The organism is Bacillus thuringiensis (assembly GCF_022095615.2).
Lineage (GTDB): Bacteria > Bacillota > Bacilli > Bacillales > Bacillaceae_G > Bacillus_A > Bacillus_A cereus_AG.
This window is the reverse complement of the sequence record NZ_CP155559.1, coordinates 3768946-3788118: the sequence shown is the minus strand read 5'-3', so window position 1 is coordinate 3788118 and position 19173 is coordinate 3768946. Positions and strand designations below refer to the sequence as shown.

The following is a 19173-nucleotide window of genomic DNA, read 5'->3' as shown; positions in this document are numbered from 1 at the left end:
ATATTAAAGCAATATTGTTACAAAAAACAACTATTTTGTATAATAGTAATAGAATGTGCTTTAGAAATTTGATAATGAAAGAGTGAGAAGTTTGAAAGAAATATTAAAACAGCAATATGCCATTATAGATATTGGATCTAATACAATGCGTTTAGTTATTTATGAAAAGCAAAATGGAGGTTTTTATAAGGAGGTTGAAAATACGAAAGTAGTTGCTCGGTTAAGGAATTATTTAATTGATGGTGTGTTGATTGAAGAAGGAATAGAGGTATTGTTACAAACATTATTTCAATTTCAGGAAAGTACACGATTCCACCAGTTGCATCATGTACTTTGTGTTGCAACAGCAACAATTAGACAGGCTGAGAATCAAGTGGCAATTAAAAAACTTGTTGAAGGACAAACAGACTTTACTCTTAGAGTATTATCAGAATATGAGGAGGCACGTTACGGCTATTTAGCAGTTATGAATTCAACTTCGTTCTCTGAAGGAATTACAGTAGATATTGGTGGAGGAAGTACGGAAGTAACATACTTTCGAAATAGAGAGATATTAGAGTATCGTAGCTTTCCTTTTGGAGCACTTTCTTTAAAGCAACAATTTATCAAAGAGGATATACCTACTGAAGACGAGTTGGAAAAGATTCAAACGTACTTAGAATATCAATTTCGAACATTACCATGGTTAATTGATAAGAAATTGCCTCTTATTGCAATTGGTGGTAGTGCGAGGAATTTAGTGAAAATCCATCAAAATTTAATTTGTTATCCTATAGCAGGGGTACATTTATATAAAATGAAAGAAGAAGATATTAAAAATGTGAAAGAAGAATTGGAAGTATTGTCGTTCATAGAACTTCAAAAAATGGAAGGGTTGGCAAAAGATCGAGCAGATACAATTATTCCAGCAGTCGAAGTTTTTCATACGCTTGTTAATGTTATAGAGGCACCAGCATTTGTATTAAGTAGAAAAGGGTTACGAGAAGGTGTTTTCTATGAAGAGTTGACAAAAGACTTGGGGATTTCATATTATCCGAACGTAGTCGAAGAAAGTTTACATTTATTATCACATGAATATGAAATGGATATGGAATTTGTAATTCAGCTTATTAAACATGGAAGATTGATTTGTCAACAGCTTGAGGAAACAGGGCTAATTTCTATGTCAGCAAAAGACTGGGAAGTATTCCATCAAGCGGCGAAAGTATTTAATATAGGTAAGTATATAGATGAAGAAGCGAGCCGCTTACATACGTTTTATTTATTAGCGAATAAAACAATTGATGGGATGATGCATAAAGAGCGAGTTAGATTAGCGCTTATTGCGTCTTATAAATCAAAAATGTTATTCAAACAACACTTGTCCCCATTTGAAGGATGGTTCGATAAAAATGAACAAAAAAAAATCCGTCTATTAGGAGCTGTTTTACAATTTTCAGCAGCTCTAAATATAAGACAAAGATCGCTTGTTGAATCGATATCTATAACAGAAAGTAAAGAAGGGTTAACATTTAAAATTGTATGTGAGCAATCGGCATTAGCGGAAAAAGTGCAAGCTGAAAAACAAAAAAAACAGTTAGAAAGAGTATTGAAAACGACTATTCATTTATCCTTTGAATCAAAACGTTAAGTTGTACGGATGTCTTTACAAAAAATTAACACTTTGGAATATTGTAATTTGCTAAAATAAAAGTAACTAAATTATAGTAAAAAAGTTTCAAGGGAAGTGTGAAGAGGATGGAAATGTTGAAGGGGAATATAGTAAATTTAAATGATACAGCTTATTACAATAATCGAGAATTAAGTTGGTTAGCATTTAATGAACGTGTACTACAAGAAGCACAGGATGAAACGAATCCGCTCTTGGAAAGATTAAAGTTTATTAGCATTTTCAGCTCAAATTTAGATGAATTCTTTATGGTACGCGTGGCAGGATTGAAGGATCAAGTGAGTGCTGGGTTTAACCAACCAGAAAATAAGGCTGGCTTAACACCAAAAAAGCAATTAAATAAAATTGCGATAAAGGCCCATGAATTAATGACTGTACAATATAATACGTTTAAAAATTATGTGTTGCCAGCGCTAGAGCTAGAGGGAATTGAGCGTTTAACATTCCACGATTTGACGAAAGAACAGAGAGAATTTATAGAAGAGTATTTTGATGAGCAAATTTTCCCAGTCTTAACACCTGTAGCTATCGATGCATACCGTCCATTTCCAATGTTATTAAATAAAAGTTTGAATTTAGCTACTCTTTTATATGATGAGAAACAAGTGGAGGAAGAAAACCGTACGAAGTTAGGAATTGTACAAGTTCCTTCATTACTCGAACGTTTCATATTTTTACCGAGTGAAGGGCAAAAGCATAAATTTATTTTATTAGAAGATGTAATTAGTGGTTTTACTCATAAATTATTTACAGGATATAATGTATCATCTGTTACTCGTTTCCGTATTACACGTAATGCGGATTTAACAATTCATGAAGAAGGTGCGAGGGATTTATTAAAGGTAATTGAAAAAGAATTAAAGAAGCGTAAGTGGGGAGCTGCTGTACGTTTAGAAGTTGGCAAAGAGCATATTGATGAAAGAGTATTAGCATTATTATATGAGGTGTTGGAAGTAAAAGATGAAGATGTGTATATAATGGATGGACCGCTAGATTTAACATGTTTATTTTCTTTATATAAAAAACTAGCTCCTTTATATGAACATCTAGTATATCCGGCTCTTATTCCGCAACGGCCTCAAGACTTAGGGGATGCGGAAGATGTATTTGAAAAAGCAATTGAGCATGATATTTTATTACATCATCCCTTTGAATCATTTCAGCCGGTAGTTGATTTTGTCCGTGATGCGGCAGACGATCCGAATGTACTTGCGATCAAACAAACATTATATCGAGTAAGTGGGGATTCGCCGATTATTCAGGCGCTAAAAGTAGCGGCTGAAAAAGGAAAGCAAGTGACGGTATTAGTTGAGTTAAAGGCAAGATTTGATGAAGAAAATAATGTGCATTGGGCTAAAGAATTAGAAAAGGCAGGCTGTCACGTTATTTACGGTGTAAGTCATTTGAAAACACATAGTAAAATTACGCTAGTTGTAAGAAGAAAAAACGGAAAAATTGAAAGGTTCGTACATCTTGGGACTGGAAATTATAATGACGCAACAGCAAAGTTATATACTGATTTTGGGTATATTACATCACGAAAAGACTTCGGGGTCGATGCAACAAATTTCTTTAATTATTTGAGTGGTTATACAACAAAGCCACATTTTCATCATTTATCGGTTGCGCCATTTGATATAAGAGAGCAATTTATGGATTTAATAGATGAAGAAATCCGTTATCATAGGCAATATGGAAATGGATATATTATTGCTAAGATGAATTCATTAACAGATAAACCATTAATAAAAAAAATGTATGAAGCATCACAAGCTGGAGTAAAGGTAGAGCTCATCGTTCGAGGAACATGTTGCCTACGGCCTGGTATTCCAAGTGTAAGTGAAAATATTCGGGTAGTTAGTGTTGTCGGGAGATATTTAGAACATAGCCGAATTTATTATTTCCATCATAATGGAGAGGAAAAGATATATTTATCTTCGGCTGATTGGATGACGCGAAATATGGAAAAGCGAGTAGAAATATCTTTCCCGATATTAGATATTGAAATGAAGGCGAGAATTAAGGCGATTTTACAGCTAACATTAGCTGATAATGTGAAAACGCGTGAACAAAATAAAACCGGTGACTATTATTACGTTATTAATAGTAGTACAGAAGAAATTGATAGCCAAGTGAAGTTGTTTAAGATGGCGTATCAAAACACGGATGCTGAATAATGAGAACAAAGTAAAAAAACCTCTTTTTTAAGAGGTTTTTTTACTTTGTTCTCTACTTATTATACGTTCTTTAATTAAAAGAATGCGTAGAGAGAATAGTTTTTATTGTAAGCATGCTAATGGATCATGAAACGGTTAAGAGAGGGAATAACATTGATAGAATTGTACGGTACATTAATAATAGTATGGTTGTTGACAAGGTCCACCATAACAAGGATAAGGTGTTGGCGGTGGGAAAGGTGGTGGATATGGTGGGTAATACGGTCTAGGACCGAAAGCTAATGCTCCGCCGAGCAGTCCACCAGCAATGCCAGCTAGAAATGGAACGCCAAAAAACGGAAAGAAGCGTGAGTCGCCTACTGGACCAATAGGTGCTGAGCGGACTGGGATTGGTTGATAATATGGGTACATGAACAAACCTCCTTTATTGGACTCACTTTTATCATATGGTAAATGAAACATGGATGAGCGCGTACAAGAAAGGATATGTAAGAAAATAGGCGAATTATTACGAATGTTGGAGCGTGAAAATCGTAATTTCAGGTTTTGACATAAATCGGAATGGGACACGTGTTCTTCCAAGGCCTCGATTGACATAGAGAGCTAAGTCTTGAATCGTATAGAAGCCTTCAACATAGTTTTTAGCAAGTGATGGGGTAATAATAGCGCCTACAAAAGGAATTTGTACTTGTCCGCCATGGCTGTGACCAGAAAGTTGTAAGTTAACAGGATATTTAGCAATTTTGGGTGCAATATCTGGCTCGTGAACAAGAACAATATTATAAGTGTTTTGCCTCGCGTACTGTAGTGTCTCGTCTATTTTGGGTTTGCCTAGTAGTATATCATCAAGACCGAAAATTGAAATTTCACTATTATCCAGTAGACGAATTCTCTTTTCGCTATTTAATAATAGTTCAAATCCGGATTCGCGCATGATGTGTTCGTAGTATTCCGTTCCATATCCGCCGTGATCATGGTTACCATAAATAGAAAATTTACCGAAGGGTGCTTGTATATTTTTTAAAATGGATGAAACGAAAGGAGTGTCAGTATATGTTTGATAATTATCAATGAGATCACCAGTAAAAAGAACAATGTCGGGTTTTACAGCATTAATTTTAGAAACGATTTGAGATAAATGTTGGAGAGAGAAATAGTATCCGAGATGTAAATCACTAAATTGAAGAATCTTCATACCATGAAAACTTTTTGGTATGAGTTGTGATGTAAGTGTATGCTCTGTAAAAGAGAGTAAATGAGGCTCAATATATTTAGCGTAATAGTATCCGATGCTAGTGGTTATAAATGAATATAGACAAGTGCGCATGCCAACTTTTAAAAAATCTCTTCTAGTAATTTTCTTCATAAAAATATGAGTATACCTATTTGACTTATATCACATGTGTTCGTTACAATTATAGGTTACTCAAATCTCCTTTCAGTTTATTTAAAATATATTTTAAATAATAAAAAGTAGTATAGATTACGAAAAAAACGAATAAAAAGAAACCTCTTTACGTTAAAATATCAGAAAAGTTTAAAAATATAAAGATTTCTATTAAATAAAGTGATAAAATGAATGTGTATTCATTTTTTTGGAGGGGATGTATGTGAAAGAGAAGGTAGTTATTATAACAGGTGGATCAAGTGGAATGGGAAAAGGAATGGCGACTCGTTTTGCAAAAGAAGGGGCACGAGTTGTTATTACAGGACGTACAAAGGAAAAACTAGAGGAAACAAAGTTGGAAATTGAACAATTTCCAGGGCAAGTATTACCTGTACAAATGGATGTAAGGAATACGGATGATATTCAGAAAATGATTGAACAGATTGATGAGAAGTTTGGTCGAATTGATGTTTTAATAAATAATGCAGCTGGAAACTTTATTTGTCCGGCAGAAGATTTATCCGTGAATGGCTGGAATTCAGTCATTAATATTGTGTTAAACGGTACATTTTACTGTAGCCATGCTGTCGGAAAATATTGGATTGAAAAAGGTATAAAAGGGAATATCATTAACATGGTAGCAACATATGCATGGGATGCAGGCCCAGGGGTTATCCATTCGGCAGCAGCTAAAGCCGGTGTATTAGCGATGACAAAAACTCTTGCTGTTGAGTGGGGACGTAAATATGGAATACGAGTTAACGCTATCGCACCAGGACCAATTGAACGTACGGGCGGTGCTGATAAATTATGGATTTCAGAAGAAATGGCTAAGCGTACGATACAAAGTGTTCCGCTTGGAAGGCTAGGTACGCCAGAAGAAATCGCAGGTCTAGCTTATTATTTATGTTCAGATGAAGCTGCGTACATAAATGGGACTTGCATGACAATGGATGGAGGACAACATTTACATCAATATCCATTTTAAAAGGGATGAGAAAATGAATGTTCGATTCGTTTTTTTACGGTTAAATGTGACGGAATTGTGACATATGAAAGAAAGGTGTTTACAAGAGGTCATATATACGTTATATTTAAGACCTCTTTTTTCTTCATAGTAGAATTGCTAATTCCCCTTAGCATTTTACCCCTCTAATCCCTTCAGGAAAACTGAAGGGATTTTTTATTATTTTTCCGTAAATATCATGTTATAATTTTTGAAAAGTAAAGGGAGGGAAGCACGTTGATAGATGCATTAGATGTAATGAGTAACTTGGATAAAGTCCTTCCTTATTATCAAGCTATTTTTAGTGCTGATGAGCATACTGTAATTGGATATGAAGTAGTAGGACGTATTCAAACAGAAGAGGGCATACAAAGTTTAGCTTCTTTCTTTCATGATGATTCTATTCCAAGTGAGTTTCAACTGGAAGCGGATAACATTATAGTAGAAAAAGCTTTAAATCGTTATTTAGAAAGTGATCAAAAACTATTATTATTTATCCATCGGAATGCTAACGTATTAATGAACGATGATGATGAAAGTTTACTTCAACTTTTATTGATGTATGAAGAGCAAGGTTTAAATTTGAAACACATTGTTTTAGAAATTACAGAGCATGAGTGTAAAGAAGATATAGAGCAATTTAATCATTTGCTTATGTATTATCGTACATATGGTATTCAAATTTCGATTAATAAAGTCGGAACGGGTACAAGTAATTTAGAACGTATTAGCGTGTTAGCACCAGATATTTTAAAAGTAGATTTAACAAACTTAAGACAAACTGCACTTTTACAATCTTATCAAGATATTTTATATTCTTTATCATTACTTGCTAGAAGAATTGGTGCGACATTGTTATATGAAGAAATAGATGCTTTTTATCAACTACAATATGCTTGGAAAAACGGTGGTAGATATTATCAAGGGAATTATTTGAAAGAGTGCTTACCTGATTTTATTGAAACGAACGTTTTGAAAGAACGACTTGGTAATGAGTGTCATCAATTTATTCAACATGAAAAGAAGAAATTACAAAAAATTTATAATTTAACCGAAATGTTACGTGATCGAATTGGTGATGTTCTAGCCAAACAGAAGAAGAATGAAGATATAAATGATTGGTTATTACAATTTAGCCAAAGTGTATCACAGTATAGTTTCCGCATATTTATTTGTAACGAAGATGGTTTCCAGCAATCAGGAAACGTTATGAAAAAAGATGGGGAATGGATTGTGATGCCTGAGTATTATATGAAGAACTGGAGTTGGCGTCCGTATTTTCTAGAAAATATTATGAAAATGCGTTTTGAGAATAAGGCAAGACTTTCAGATTTATATGCTGATATTGAAACCGGTGAGATGGTACGAACATTTTCTTTCCCAATTGATGATGAAAACTTTTTATTTATAGATTTATCGTATGAATATTTATATGAAGAAGATGTTTTATTTTAATGCACGAAGAGATTCGTGCATTTTTTGTTTGTTTTTATCATAAATTGGTAATAGTGAAAATGGTGATGAAAATGCTGTCTATCGTTGTAAAGATTTTACGAACGAAACCAGCCCTTTCTTTGCATAATCATTGTTACAATGAATACTACAAAGACAAGTTCTCTTAAAAGGAAGGTGAAAAAATGAGGAAATATGGAATATGGTTAGTTCTATTTGTATGCGTTGCCTTTCTAGTTGGTTATAGTGTCACAACTGTTTTAGGAAAAGAGGAAGTGAAAGTCGATCGGAAAGAAGTGTTTACAACGATACAAAAGGGCTATGAAACCCAATTTTCAATTCGTGGGAAGCATTTGCCGATGAATAAGATGATAGAAACGTTATCACCATATTTTACAGAGAATTTCCTTCAAGTATTTACAGATGAAAATAGTAGAAGTGATAAACAAAGTGGTGAATATTTACTTCCAGCAAAAGAAGCGCCGTTTTCTTTTCATTCAGAAACGAAAATGTCATATGATGAAGAGCATAAAATTTTATATGTATATGAGCGGGCAAAAAGTGGACAATATCAAATTGTAACATTGCAAAGAGATCAAGGGAAATGGAAATTGGCCGGATATCATGAAAGTCAAGAACTTTTAACTGAAATAAAAAGATTACAACAATTATAAAGTGACACTTTACTCGGTGAGGGGTGTTCATCTCCCACTGAGTAATAGCCCACAAATAGCGGGATAAAAATAAGAATAGGTCTCTACCTATTCTTATTCAATATTGAGTAGCTGTTGTAATTTTTCAATTTGAAAACCAGCAACAACTTCTCCATCAATTACAACTGTTGGAGTTGAATACGAATCATAGTCATATAAAAGACGATTGCGTGCAGCAGCGTCTTTTTTTACGTCAAATTCTTCATATACAATGTTATTATGCTTTAAAAAATTTTTCACAATGACACATGGCGGACAATCAGGTTGTGTGTAAACCTCAATTTTTTTCATTGTAATTCCTCCTTTTTTCTGTTTTTTATTATATTCTTCCAGTATAAAAATCGCAATAAAGAAGGGAAAAGATGTTCTTTCTGTTTTTTTCCTTCGCATTTCGACAAATTTTTAGTTGAGTTTCTGGCCAATAACCTTTATCCTAGACTGTGGAACATTTTTTCTGTTATGACGGATAGAATGAGTATAGCTGTAAAACCTATTGGTAGGAAGATCAGAGAAAGGAGAGATTTCATGTCTCTACTCCAAGGAATTTTAACTCGACTTGTTAGTCTACAAGAACAAGCTGAAAGCGGTGAAGTAGCACAACGCTATTTTGAAGTGAACGGTGAGCGCAAATGTAGCGTGAAATTTTTCGATAAAAGTGAAATGTATGAGTTAGAAGTGTATCAACAAGGTGAAAAACCTCAAGTGTATCAATTCGATAATATCGACATGGTTGCAATTGAGATTTACGATATCATTTCTTGATACATATAAAAAAGGTGTTGCCATATGGCAACACCTTTTTTAGTTCTATTACTTTTTAGCATATATGTATAGGGAATTTTTATTTTTCCCACAATGGTAATAAAGTGAAATTGTAATCAGTGGGGCTTATTCGTCCTATACTGAATAGTAGTCATCACCAATGATAGCAAAAGCGGGATAAAAATAACGAGGAGGTGTATTGTATGGAACGTTTACCAGTTGTGATTTGTCCTAAATGTCACAATTCTGCTGAGATTCTTCATGTATTAACGGCTCAATCGAATCAAAATGTAATTTATACGTGTCAAGTTTGCCATTATGTAATTCGAAATATTGAAACGAATAAAGGATAGGAAGTTATAATTTTTATTTTTGTCCCATACAATGAGAATACGAAAAGTCTGTCTAATTGAAAGGACGTGACTATGTGGCCGGTGAACATACATTTTATAATGTTTCAGAGAGACATTTAAATTTTGATATGGTCTTTAGCCGTATTTGTAGTTTCATTGAAAAGGATCCACGAAATTTATATCGCTTATCCATTGGGACAGACTCACAAGCACATCAAAAGGATACGAGGTTTATTACGGCAATTCATATTCATCGCGTTGGAAAAGGTGCCTGGGGGTGTTTACACCATAAATCAGTGAAAGATAAGCCAGCAACTTTACGTGAGAAAATATATTTAGAAACGCAGTTTAGCCAAGAGATTGCATGCCTATTTACTCCAAAACATATACAAACAATATGGGATTTATTGCATCCATATGCTCAAGATGGGGCTGGATTTATAATGGAAATTCACTTGGATATCGGAAATGATGGTTTAACAAAAGAATTTATTCTAGATATGACAGCGAAAATTCAAGCGATGGGATTAACTGCAAAAATTAAGCCAGATGCTTATGCGGCGTTTAGTTATGCGAATCGATATACGAAATAAAAAACAATTTTATATATATCTTTCACTAAAAACTGAATATTACATCTATTAAATAGGCTGGAAATTTTATATAATAAGAGTAACGATGCGAGTATAAGGAGAAGGGGTATATGAAAAGGGAATTTGTTTTAACGGAAGAAGAAGAGAGTTTGTTACTAGATATTCTATTTCAGCAAAATTATGCGAGTGAAATTTTAGCTGTGGAACTTACAGATATTGAGAATGGTTTAAAACAGACAGATGTGACGCAATATAAAAAAATCACAAGGTTATTTTACAGATTAAAAAATAAAGGGTATTAAGCGCTACCGGAATGGTAGTCTTTTTTTTGTGTTGTATGCTAAAATAGCTGTGTAATTTTGTTTTTATTGAAATAAAGTAAGGACAAAATAATAATATGAAAACGCTATCATAAAATGTGAATAGAGTCGGTGATTAAAAGTAGGAAAAAGGGAAGATGGGGGATGTAACATGATTAGTATTCCAAAAGACGAGTTTCAACAAATTTTTGTGAAAGATTTAATGATTTCATCAGAAAAAGTAGCACATGTCCAAATGGGGAATGGTTTAGAGCATGCTTTACTCGTTCTTGTGAAATCTGGATATTCGGCGATACCTGTTTTGGACCCGATGTATAAATTGCATGGGTTAATTAGTACTGCTATGATTTTAGACGGTATGTTAGGGCTAGAACGCATTGAGTTTGAAAGACTTGACGAAATGAAAGTAGAACAGGTGATGAAGGAAGACATTCCGGTTCTTAAGTTAGAAGATTCGTTTGCAAAAGCTTTAGAAATGACAATTGATCATCCTTTTATTTGCGCTGTTAATGAAGAGGGATATTTTGAGGGGATTTTAACACGTCGAGCTATTTTAAAATTGTTGAATAAAAAAGTAAGGCAACATAATCGTTAATGTGAGAAAAGTGACTTCATAGAAGCGGAGAAGTCACTTTTTTTCGTGCATATCAGTTGTGTATGTATTATATTTAAAAAGATAAAAAATATAAGAGTATGAAGTTAAATTAAGGATGAAAAGCTTATTGAGATAAGGTGTATGGAAGCTAAGGAAAGAGGGAGAAAGTTGCAAATTGATGATTTTCAAATGATGGTTGTGTTAGCTCAGGAATCAAATATGAGAAAAGCGGCGGAACGTTTATTTGTTTCACAACCTGCGCTTAGTCAACGATTACAATCTATGGAGAAACAATGGGGAATGAAGTTTTTTATTCGCTCACAAAAAGGATTGACAATTACACCTGAAGGGGAAAAAGTCGCAAATTATGCAAAAGAAATGCTACAAAAGGAAGAGGATATTAAAAGTGAGCTAGCTGTTTTTAGAACGGAAACTCACGGAACGTTAAAAATAGCTGTTGCATCAGTTATTGGTCAATATTGGCTTCCTCCTGTTTTGAAGAAGTTTGTACATAAATACCCTTCTGTGAAAATATCGCTGTTTACTGGCTGGAGCAGTGAAGTGCAAAAGCAATTTTATGAAGGAGACGTTCATGTTGCTATATTGAGAGGCACACAAGAATATAAAGGTCAGAAACAACAATTATTTGAAGATGAACTTTATTTAGTGGATAAAGAAATAAAAGATATTTCGATGTTAAAAGAAACAAATAGACCATTTATTCAATTTAAAAGTGATTCGACTTATTATGGACAAATACAAAATTGGTGGTATGGTTTATTTTCTAATCCACCTAAGAGAACAATTGTCGTTGATCAAATTGAGACTTGTAAACAACTCGTTTTAAATGGTATAGGTTATGCTCTTTTACCTTCTACTGTTTTAAAAGAAGTACAGGAAAATATGTATAAAACACCTGTTCAATTAACGAGAGAAACATGGTTATTGACGAGTGAATCCGCTAGACAATTAAAGCAAGTACGGGCATTTTTAGAAATTATAGAAGAAATTCAAATGGAAAAATAGGATTATTATCTTGCTACTCGCTCTATCGTTTGGTAGAGTAACATTATAAATGGATTTAGGAGGCAACAAGAATGAAAATGATGGACGCTAACGAAATTATTTCGTTTATTCAAAAAAGTGAAAAGAAAACTCCTGTAAAGGTATACATAAAAGGGGATTTAAAAGAAGTAACATTCCCTGAAACAGTACAAGCATTTGTAAATAAAAAGTCTGGTGTATTATTTGGAGAATGGTCTGATATTAAGACAATTCTTGATGAAAATAGCAAGCACATTGTTGATTACGTTGTTGAAAATGACCGTCGTAATTCTGCGATTCCAATGCTTGATTTAAAAGGTATTAAAGCTCGTATTGAGCCAGGCGCGATTATTCGTGACCACGTTGAAATCGGCGACAACGCTGTTATTATGATGAATGCAACAATTAATATCGGTGCTGTAATTGGTGAAGGTACTATGATTGACATGAATGCGGTACTTGGTGGACGTGCAACAGTTGGTAAGAACTGTCACGTAGGTGCGGGTGCAGTACTTGCAGGTGTTATTGAGCCACCTTCAGCAAAACCAGTTATCGTTGAAGATGATGTTGTAATTGGTGCTAACGTAGTTGTGTTAGAGGGAGTTACAGTAGGTAAGGGTGCAGTTGTAGCAGCAGGAGCTGTTGTAACAGAAGATGTACCTCCATATACAGTTGTTGCGGGTACTCCAGCACGTGTAATTAAAGAGATTGATGAGAAGACAAAAGCAAAAACTGAAATTAAACAAGAGCTTCGTCAATTAAACCCAGAGAAATAAAAACAAAAAGCGTAAGAGCATAACAGGCTCTTACGCTTTTTATAGATAGAGGTGCAAAAATGGCAGTAAACAAATTCGTTCAAATTCGTAGAGACTTACACAAAATACCGGAAATTGGATTTAAAGAGTGGAAAACACAACAGTATATTTTAGATTACATAGGAACGCTTTCGAATGAATATGTGGAAGTGAAAGTATGGAAAACGGGTGTCATTGTTAAAGTAAATGGAAAGAATCCAGAAAAAATTATCGGTTATCGCGCAGATATAGACGGTTTACCAATTACCGAAGAAACTGGATATGAGTTTGCTTCTATTCATGAAGGAATGATGCATGCATGTGGGCACGATTTGCATACAACAATCGGTTTAGGCCTTCTAACAGCAGCTGTAACAGAAAGAATAGATGATCACCTTGTGTTTCTATTCCAACCAGCTGAAGAAGGTCCAGGAGGGGCTCTTCCTATGTTAGAGAGTGAAGAGTTAAAAGAATGGAAGCCGAATATAATTCTTGGTCTTCATATTGCACCTGAATACGCTGTAGGAACAATTGCAACAAAAGAGGGACTATTATTTGCGAATACATCAGAGTTATATGTTGATTTAAAAGGGAAAGGTGGACATGCAGCCTACCCGCATACTGCAAATGATATGATTGTTGCAGCAAGTCACCTTGTTACACAACTTCAATCCGTTATTAGTCGTAATGTGAATCCTCTTGATAGTGCAGTAATTACAATCGGAAAAATAACAGGTGGTACAGTTCAAAATATCATAGCAGAAAAGTCTCGGTTAGAAGGAACGATCCGAACGTTATCAGTGGAATCAATGAGTCGTGTTAAAAGTAGAATTGAGGCAATTGTTGCAGGTATAGAAGCTTCCTTTCAATGTGAAGCAGCCATTGACTACGGGGCGATGTACCATCAAGTATATAACCATGAAGCATTAACGAGAGAGTTTATGCAGTTTGTAAGTGAACAAACTGATATGAATGTAATTACATGTACTGAGGCAATGACAGGGGAAGATTTTGGTTATATGCTTCAAGAGATTCCTGGATTTATGTTTTGGCTTGGGGTAAATTCAGAATATGGTTTACACCACGCAAAATTAAAACCAGATGAAGAGGCTATTGAGAAAGCTATCGCATTTTTAGATCAATATGTGAAGTGGAAAGGAACTAGAAAGTAAACTTGCTCGCCAAATTTGCAAAAATTTAAAGTGGGTACTTGTTAGTTCCAAGACGAAAACATCTTTCATATTTGTTTTGGATAGACATCGGTATACAAATGGATAAAGTAATGAGCAGTGGTTTTGAGCCGCTGCTCATTATTCATTATCGCTTATTGGGAAGATGATTAGTAACTAGCTTATATATGTTTACATTTCGTGTAGAAAGTGTGTAAAATCAATGTGAAACATAGAAAAAAGGGTGGGGAATTACGTGCAAATTAGCAGTGCAATGTTGTGTTTCGTCTTATATGCGTATGTTATTATTGCGGCGGTGTATTTTGGGATAAGTTTTTATGCCTACCGTTTAGTGGATAATCATGAATATGATGAAACATATAAATGGGTGAAGAGATATTTATCACCTGTATTAGAAATTATGAATGGCTTTGTGCTCTTTTTATTTATTGGATTAATTGCTTTCTCAACGAGTTTAGTAGGGAATAAAACGACATTATTTGTACTAGGTATCATTATTTTTATGTTGTTAGGAATACGGATTGGTAACACGGTGTTTTGGAATGAAAGAAAAGTAGATGGTTGGACTGGAATGCTAATCCCGTGTATGTTAGCGGCTATCGTGACAAACATAGAGCATGAGTACTATCAATTACATTTTTGGCTTATTATCGTTTTAACAATTCTTTCAGTTTTGTATATAAGTACGGTAGTACTAACATACATTGCACATGAAAAAGGTGATGTTAAAGGAACTCTCTTCTTTAGAGGACGAGCATTATTTTGGAGTGTGCCAACGATGGCAGTTATAGGAATTATTGCGATATTAGTAAATGGATATCAATTTACTAATTGGCAACTGTTTTTAGAGAATTGGTGGATTTTCATCATTTCGTTTATCGCTTTTTTAGGTGCAACACATTATTTATTCCATCAACATCATTATATATTGGCATTGCTATTCGCATTTACACAACTATTATTTGCTTTCTTCGGACAAGAAACGTTATTATTCGTTTTTGAAACATTTAGTTCATTTGGAAATATATTTGTATTTGGTATGTTAATTTTCAGTATCGCATTTTATTTACAACAGTATTTTTATATGCAAAAACAAAAATAAGAATGATATACAGGTTTTTGTAGCAAATCTAAAGTATGTTACAATAAAAATACATAGTATTCGATGTTATTGGAGGAATTCCTGTGGGTGAAAAAGAGAAAGAATTTGCTGTCATTGGGCTTGGACGTTTTGGTGGAAGTATTTGCCGGGAACTCGCTCAATTAGGTATGGAAGTAATGGCAATTGATTCAGATGAGGATAAAATTAATGAGTTTGCAAATATCGCTTCGCATGCTGTAATTGCAGATTCGACAGATGAGATGGTATTAAAAAGTCTTGGTATTCGTAATTTTGATCATGTAGTCGTTGCGATTGGAGACAATTTAAATTCAAGTATTTTAACAACATTAATTCTGAAAGAGTTAGGTGTAAAAAATATTACTGTAAAAGCTCAAAATGATTACCATGAAAAAGTGTTAAGTAAAATAGGGGCAGATCACATTGTGCACCCTGAGCGTGATATGGGAAAAAGGATTGCTAATAATATTGCATCAAGTAATGTATTAGACTACCTTGAGCTTTCAGATGAGCATAGTATTGTAGAGATTATTGCGAATAAAAAAATTGATGGTCATTCTTTAATCGAATTAGATATTCGTGCGAAGTTTGGATTGAATATTGTAGCGATTAAACGTGGTAAAGAAGTTATTGTATCTCCTCGGGCTACGGAAAATATTCAAGCGGGAGATATATTAATTGTAATTGGTCATGACGATGAAGTAGATCGTTTCAAACACTTTTTAAGATAAGAGAAAAGGACAATACCATGAAGGTATTGTCCTTTTTCTTATATTTCCATAATGATTGGTAAAATCATTGGGCGACGTTTCGTTTTCTCATAAAGGAATGGTGCTAATGTGTCTGTAATTTCATTTTTAATTTCAGACCATTGTGTTGTTTTACGCTCCATTACTTTTTCTAAATGAGTTGTAATTAATGTTTGAGCATCATTAATTAAATCACTACTTTCGCGCATATACACGAAACCACGTGAGATAATATCAGGTCCTGCTGCAACTTTAAACTCTTTCATATCAATGCTTACAACTACAATAACAAGACCTTCTTCAGAAAGAATACGACGATCGCGTAATACGATATTACCGATATCTCCAATACCATTTCCGTCAATATAGACAGATCCAGATGGTATTTTACCAGCTACGCTTGCTTCATCAGAACGAAGAGCAAGAACATCTCCATTATCCATGATGAAACAGTTTTCTTCTGGAATACCACAATCATTTGCTAACTTCATATGCATACGTTGCATACGATATTCACCGTGAATTGGCATGAAATACTTCGGTTTAATTAGACGAAGCATTAGTTTTTGTTCTTCTTGTCCACCGTGTCCACTTGTATGAATGTTTGACAGCTTTCCGTGGATTACATCAGCACCAGCACGATACAACATGTTAATTGTACGGCTTACACTAATTGTGTTACCAGGGATTGGTGAAGAAGAGAAGACAACTGTGTCGCCAGGAATGATTTGAATTTGACGATGAGTACCATTAGCAATACGTGAAAGTGCTGCCATTGGTTCACCTTGACTACCTGTACATAAAATAACAACTTTATTAGCCGGTAGGCGGTTTAGTTGAGATGTATCTATGAATGTATCTTTCGGACAGCGAATATAACCGAGGTTTTGTCCGATTTCAATCGCTGCTTCCATACTGCGACCGAACACAGCAACTTTACGATTGTTTTCAACAGCCGCTTCAACAACTTGTTGTAGACGATGGATATTTGATGCAAAGGTTGCGAAGATAATACGACCTTCTACTTTGCGGAAAATATCTTGAATGCTATCACCAACACGGCGCTCAGACATTGTAAAGTTTGGAACTTCACTGTTTGTACTGTCAGATAAGAGACAAAGTACACCGTCTTTTCCGATTTCAGCCATTTTTGTTAAGTCCGCTGGTTCACCAACTGGTGTGAAATCAAATTTGAAATCACCAGTATGAACAACTTGTCCTTGAGGTGTTTTCACAACAACTCCGTATGAATCTGGGATACTGTGAGTTGTACGGAAGAAGGAAACAGATGTCTTTTTAAATTTAATAACATCATCTTCTTGAATTTCATAAAGTTTTGCTTTACGAAGTAATCCGTGCTCTTCTAATTTGTTTTTGATTAGCGCAATTGCTAATTTCCCACCATAAATCGGGATGTTTACTTGACGTAATAAGTAAGGAATTCCACCGATATGATCTTCGTGACCATGTGTAATGAATAATCCTTTAATTTTATCTTCGTTTCGCACAAAATAAGTGTAATCTGGTATTACATAATCGATTCCGAGGAGTTCGTCTTCTGGGAATTTAATTCCAGCATCAATAATAATAATTTCATCTTGAAATTGAACAGCATATGTATTTTTACCGATTTCACCAAGTCCACCTAAAGCAAAAACGGCAGCCTGATCATTCTTTAGAAATTTCATATGACTATACGATTTCCGCTAATGTTAAATCAGCGTTTTCTTTTTCATATTCAAGATGAGCACCAGTAACAGACTGAACGAACTCGATATTATATGCGAACTTATTTAATTTCTTACGAACATCCTTTTCAGACGTAGCCTCTAAATATAAAACTTTTGTATTTTCACGTACTGGAACCTCAGTCATTTTGTCTTGATAAAATACTTTAAAAATCATTTGGAAAACCTCTCCTTGTCTATGTTTTGCATTATCTGTTACTTATTATAAAGCAAACAGTCACGATTTTCATGTTTTTTCGAATGAGAATGAAGAAAAAGCCCGAAATGGGCACAATTTAAGCGATTGTCTTTTTACGGACTAGATCTTTTAAATAACGCTTGAGCTTTTTCTTCAGCTTCTTCAGCATGATTACTCCTTCCTTTCCTTATTTTAAACATGCATATTACTAGTGAAAACTCCGTCTCTGATATAAGAAAGAAGACAAAAGTGAATGTTGAATCTTGTCCTTTCTCATACAGGGAAAGTTATTCTATAGTAACGATTAGTAGCCGTTAGTTATAGGTATAGTATGAGAAAGAATAGAAAAGAAAATTCATACGAACAAGTATCCACATTTTTTACTAATATATATATGCAGGTTTCATAAATAAGGTCAGAAAGTGAACGCTTTCTTCACAGATGTTTAATATGTTATACTTTTTTTTAGAATTTGAAAAGCGATAATCAAAATAGGAATATAGAGTAACAGAAAGGATTTTGACAAATGAATGATAAAATTGTCTTTTTTGATATTGATGGAACATTATTAGATCATGATAAGAAGATTCCACAATCTACACGAGATGCAGTAAGACATTTACAAGAAAAAGGTGTGCATGTAGCAATTGCGACAGGACGTGCGCCATTTATGTTTGAAGATATTCGTGAGGAACTCAATATACACAATTATGTTAGCTTTAATGGACAGTACGTTGTATTTGAAGATGAGGTAATATTTAATAACCCGTTACATCCAGCTGCCTTACATAAGTTTACTCAGTTTGCAAAACAAGAAGGATATCCGCTTGTATACCTTGATCATCAAGAAATGAGAGCATCAGTGGAATATCATGATTATGTGAAAGAAGGTTTTGGAAGCTTAAATTTTGAGCATCCGGCATATGAACCTGATTTCTATGAGAAACGTAATATTTATCAAACACTTCTTTTCTGTGAAGTGAATGAAGAGGAAAAGTTTATTAATCAGTATCCAGACTTTCATTTTATTCGCTGGCATGCATATTCAATGGATATTATTCCAAATGGTGGTTCGAAGGCAAAAGGAATTGAGAAATTCATTGAAAAATTAGGATTTAACCGTGAACAAGTGTATGCATTTGGAGATGGCTTAAATGATTTAGAAATGATTGAAGCAGTTGGGACAGGTATTGTGATGGGGAATGGTCATGAAGACTTGAAAAAACTTGCAAATCATGTGACAAAGGATGTTAGTGAAGACGGCATATATCATGGCTTAAAATGGGCTGGATTGCTATAAGTGAATATGGAACCCATTTCATA

General features: G+C 34.2%; 21 protein-coding genes. 16 read left to right on the top strand and 5 right to left on the bottom strand.

What is annotated here, in order from left to right; genetic code table 11:
• Positions 1-91: 91 nt before the first annotated feature.
• Entirely contained in the window at positions 92-1630 is a 1539-nt protein-coding gene (locus tag KZZ19_RS19470) for a Ppx/GppA family phosphatase (protein ID WP_237979399.1), read from the top strand.
• A 107-nt stretch (positions 1631-1737) separates the two neighbouring features.
• Positions 1738-3846 carry a polyphosphate kinase gene (locus KZZ19_RS19465; RefSeq protein WP_088097577.1) on the top strand — a complete coding sequence of 703 codons (2109 nt, stop codon included), beginning with the start codon at positions 1738-1740 and terminating at the stop codon, positions 3844-3846.
• A 174-nt stretch (positions 3847-4020) separates the two neighbouring features.
• Here KZZ19_RS19465 and KZZ19_RS19460 read toward each other — a convergent pair whose 3' ends face one another.
• Positions 4021-4257 carry a hypothetical protein gene (locus tag KZZ19_RS19460; RefSeq protein ID WP_048563234.1) on the bottom strand — a complete coding sequence of 79 codons (237 nt, stop codon included), beginning with the start codon at positions 4255-4257 and terminating at the stop codon, positions 4021-4023.
• 97 nt (positions 4258-4354) lie between these two features.
• Complete coding sequence (locus KZZ19_RS19455) at positions 4355-5212, bottom strand: metallophosphoesterase (protein ID WP_237979398.1); 858 nt, start codon at positions 5210-5212, stop codon at positions 4355-4357.
• Between the two features lie 244 nt (positions 5213-5456).
• On the opposite strand from KZZ19_RS19455, the gene fadH reads away from it, so the two are divergent.
• From fadH to KZZ19_RS19440, 3 genes are all read left to right on the top strand, one after another.
• Entirely contained in the window at positions 5457-6221 is a 765-nt protein-coding gene (gene fadH / locus KZZ19_RS19450) for a 2,4-dienoyl-CoA reductase (protein ID WP_000660913.1), read from the top strand.
• Positions 6222-6476: 255 nt separating this feature from the next.
• Positions 6477-7694, top strand: a complete 1218-nt coding sequence (locus KZZ19_RS19445; RefSeq protein ID WP_000564301.1) for an EAL domain-containing protein — start codon at positions 6477-6479, stop codon at positions 7692-7694.
• A gap of 182 nt (positions 7695-7876) precedes the next feature.
• Positions 7877-8365: a DUF3993 domain-containing protein gene (locus KZZ19_RS19440; RefSeq protein ID WP_016086504.1), complete on the top strand. Its 489-nt coding sequence runs from the start codon at positions 7877-7879 to the stop codon at positions 8363-8365.
• A 93-nt stretch (positions 8366-8458) separates the two neighbouring features.
• Here the strand turns inward: KZZ19_RS19440 and KZZ19_RS19435 are convergent, their stop codons facing one another.
• On the bottom strand, positions 8459-8695 hold the full coding sequence (locus KZZ19_RS19435; RefSeq protein WP_237979397.1) for a glutaredoxin family protein: 237 nt from the start codon (positions 8693-8695) through the stop codon (positions 8459-8461).
• Positions 8696-8929: 234 nt separating this feature from the next.
• Between KZZ19_RS19435 and KZZ19_RS19430 the strand changes: the two genes are divergently transcribed.
• From KZZ19_RS19430 to KZZ19_RS19385, 10 genes are all read left to right on the top strand, one after another.
• Positions 8930-9166 carry a YkuJ family protein gene (locus KZZ19_RS19430; RefSeq protein WP_000055151.1) on the top strand — a complete coding sequence of 79 codons (237 nt, stop codon included), beginning with the start codon at positions 8930-8932 and terminating at the stop codon, positions 9164-9166.
• Positions 9167-9369: 203 nt separating this feature from the next.
• A complete protein-coding gene (locus tag KZZ19_RS19425) occupies positions 9370-9519 on the top strand; it encodes a hypothetical protein (protein WP_088097573.1) in 150 nt (49 codons plus the stop codon).
• A 74-nt stretch (positions 9520-9593) separates the two neighbouring features.
• Positions 9594-10112 carry a ribonuclease H-like YkuK family protein gene (locus KZZ19_RS19420; protein WP_000896653.1) on the top strand — a complete coding sequence of 173 codons (519 nt, stop codon included), beginning with the start codon at positions 9594-9596 and terminating at the stop codon, positions 10110-10112.
• 110 nt (positions 10113-10222) lie between these two features.
• A complete protein-coding gene (gene abbA / locus KZZ19_RS19415; protein WP_237979396.1) occupies positions 10223-10414 on the top strand; it encodes an antirepressor AbbA in 192 nt (63 codons plus the stop codon).
• 169 nt (positions 10415-10583) lie between these two features.
• A complete protein-coding gene (gene cbpB / locus KZZ19_RS19410) occupies positions 10584-11027 on the top strand; it encodes a cyclic-di-AMP-binding protein CbpB (RefSeq protein ID WP_016086509.1) in 444 nt (147 codons plus the stop codon).
• A gap of 141 nt (positions 11028-11168) precedes the next feature.
• Positions 11169-12053, top strand: a complete 885-nt coding sequence (locus KZZ19_RS19405) for a LysR family transcriptional regulator (RefSeq protein WP_061678286.1) — start codon at positions 11169-11171, stop codon at positions 12051-12053.
• A 71-nt stretch (positions 12054-12124) separates the two neighbouring features.
• A complete protein-coding gene (dapD, locus tag KZZ19_RS19400; protein WP_061678285.1) occupies positions 12125-12847 on the top strand; it encodes a 2,3,4,5-tetrahydropyridine-2,6-dicarboxylate N-acetyltransferase in 723 nt (240 codons plus the stop codon).
• A 59-nt stretch (positions 12848-12906) separates the two neighbouring features.
• A complete protein-coding gene (locus KZZ19_RS19395; protein ID WP_237979394.1) occupies positions 12907-14037 on the top strand; it encodes an N-acetyldiaminopimelate deacetylase in 1131 nt (376 codons plus the stop codon).
• Positions 14038-14290: 253 nt separating this feature from the next.
• Positions 14291-15157 carry a cytochrome C oxidase assembly protein gene (locus KZZ19_RS19390; RefSeq protein ID WP_097816908.1) on the top strand — a complete coding sequence of 289 codons (867 nt, stop codon included), beginning with the start codon at positions 14291-14293 and terminating at the stop codon, positions 15155-15157.
• Between the two features lie 83 nt (positions 15158-15240).
• The gene (locus KZZ19_RS19385; protein ID WP_000504032.1) at positions 15241-15906 is read left to right on the top strand and encodes a potassium channel family protein; all 666 of its coding nucleotides are present in this window, start codon (positions 15241-15243) and stop codon (positions 15904-15906) included.
• Positions 15907-15944: 38 nt separating this feature from the next.
• Here KZZ19_RS19385 and rnjA read toward each other — a convergent pair whose 3' ends face one another.
• Both rnjA and KZZ19_RS19375 read right to left on the bottom strand, forming a co-directional pair.
• The gene (gene rnjA / locus KZZ19_RS19380; RefSeq protein WP_000670372.1) at positions 15945-17612 is read right to left on the bottom strand and encodes a ribonuclease J1; all 1668 of its coding nucleotides are present in this window, start codon (positions 17610-17612) and stop codon (positions 15945-15947) included.
• Between the two features lie 4 nt (positions 17613-17616).
• Positions 17617-17829, bottom strand: a complete 213-nt coding sequence (locus KZZ19_RS19375) for a DNA-dependent RNA polymerase subunit epsilon (protein ID WP_000576434.1) — start codon at positions 17827-17829, stop codon at positions 17617-17619.
• Positions 17830-18376: 547 nt separating this feature from the next.
• Here KZZ19_RS19375 and KZZ19_RS19370 point away from each other — a divergent pair.
• Entirely contained in the window at positions 18377-19150 is a 774-nt protein-coding gene (locus tag KZZ19_RS19370) for a Cof-type HAD-IIB family hydrolase (RefSeq protein ID WP_000998282.1), read from the top strand.
• Positions 19151-19173: the final 23 nt, after the last annotated feature.

Coding starts and splice junctions, on each gene's coding strand:
- KZZ19_RS19465 (WP_088097577.1), top strand. CDS start 1,738: ATGGAAATGTTGAAGGGGAATATAGTAAATTTAAATGATACAGCTTAT.
- KZZ19_RS19460 (WP_048563234.1), bottom strand. CDS start 4,257: ATGTACCCATATTATCAACCAATCCCAGTCCGCTCAGCACCTATTGGT.
- KZZ19_RS19455 (WP_237979398.1), bottom strand. CDS start 5,212: ATGAAGAAAATTACTAGAAGAGATTTTTTAAAAGTTGGCATGCGCACT.
- KZZ19_RS19440 (WP_016086504.1), top strand. CDS start 7,877: ATGAGGAAATATGGAATATGGTTAGTTCTATTTGTATGCGTTGCCTTT.
- KZZ19_RS19435 (WP_237979397.1), bottom strand. CDS start 8,695: ATGAAAAAAATTGAGGTTTACACACAACCTGATTGTCCGCCATGTGTC.
- KZZ19_RS19430 (WP_000055151.1), top strand. CDS start 8,930: ATGTCTCTACTCCAAGGAATTTTAACTCGACTTGTTAGTCTACAAGAA.
- KZZ19_RS19425 (WP_088097573.1), top strand. CDS start 9,370: ATGGAACGTTTACCAGTTGTGATTTGTCCTAAATGTCACAATTCTGCT.
- abbA (WP_237979396.1), top strand. CDS start 10,223: ATGAAAAGGGAATTTGTTTTAACGGAAGAAGAAGAGAGTTTGTTACTA.
- cbpB (WP_016086509.1), top strand. CDS start 10,584: ATGATTAGTATTCCAAAAGACGAGTTTCAACAAATTTTTGTGAAAGAT.
- KZZ19_RS19405 (WP_061678286.1), top strand. CDS start 11,169: ATGGAAGCTAAGGAAAGAGGGAGAAAGTTGCAAATTGATGATTTTCAA.
- dapD (WP_061678285.1), top strand. CDS start 12,125: ATGAAAATGATGGACGCTAACGAAATTATTTCGTTTATTCAAAAAAGT.
- KZZ19_RS19395 (WP_237979394.1), top strand. CDS start 12,907: ATGGCAGTAAACAAATTCGTTCAAATTCGTAGAGACTTACACAAAATA.
- rnjA (WP_000670372.1), bottom strand. CDS start 17,612: ATGAAATTTCTAAAGAATGATCAGGCTGCCGTTTTTGCTTTAGGTGGA.
- KZZ19_RS19375 (WP_000576434.1), bottom strand. CDS start 17,829: ATGATTTTTAAAGTATTTTATCAAGACAAAATGACTGAGGTTCCAGTA.
- KZZ19_RS19370 (WP_000998282.1), top strand. CDS start 18,377: ATGAATGATAAAATTGTCTTTTTTGATATTGATGGAACATTATTAGAT.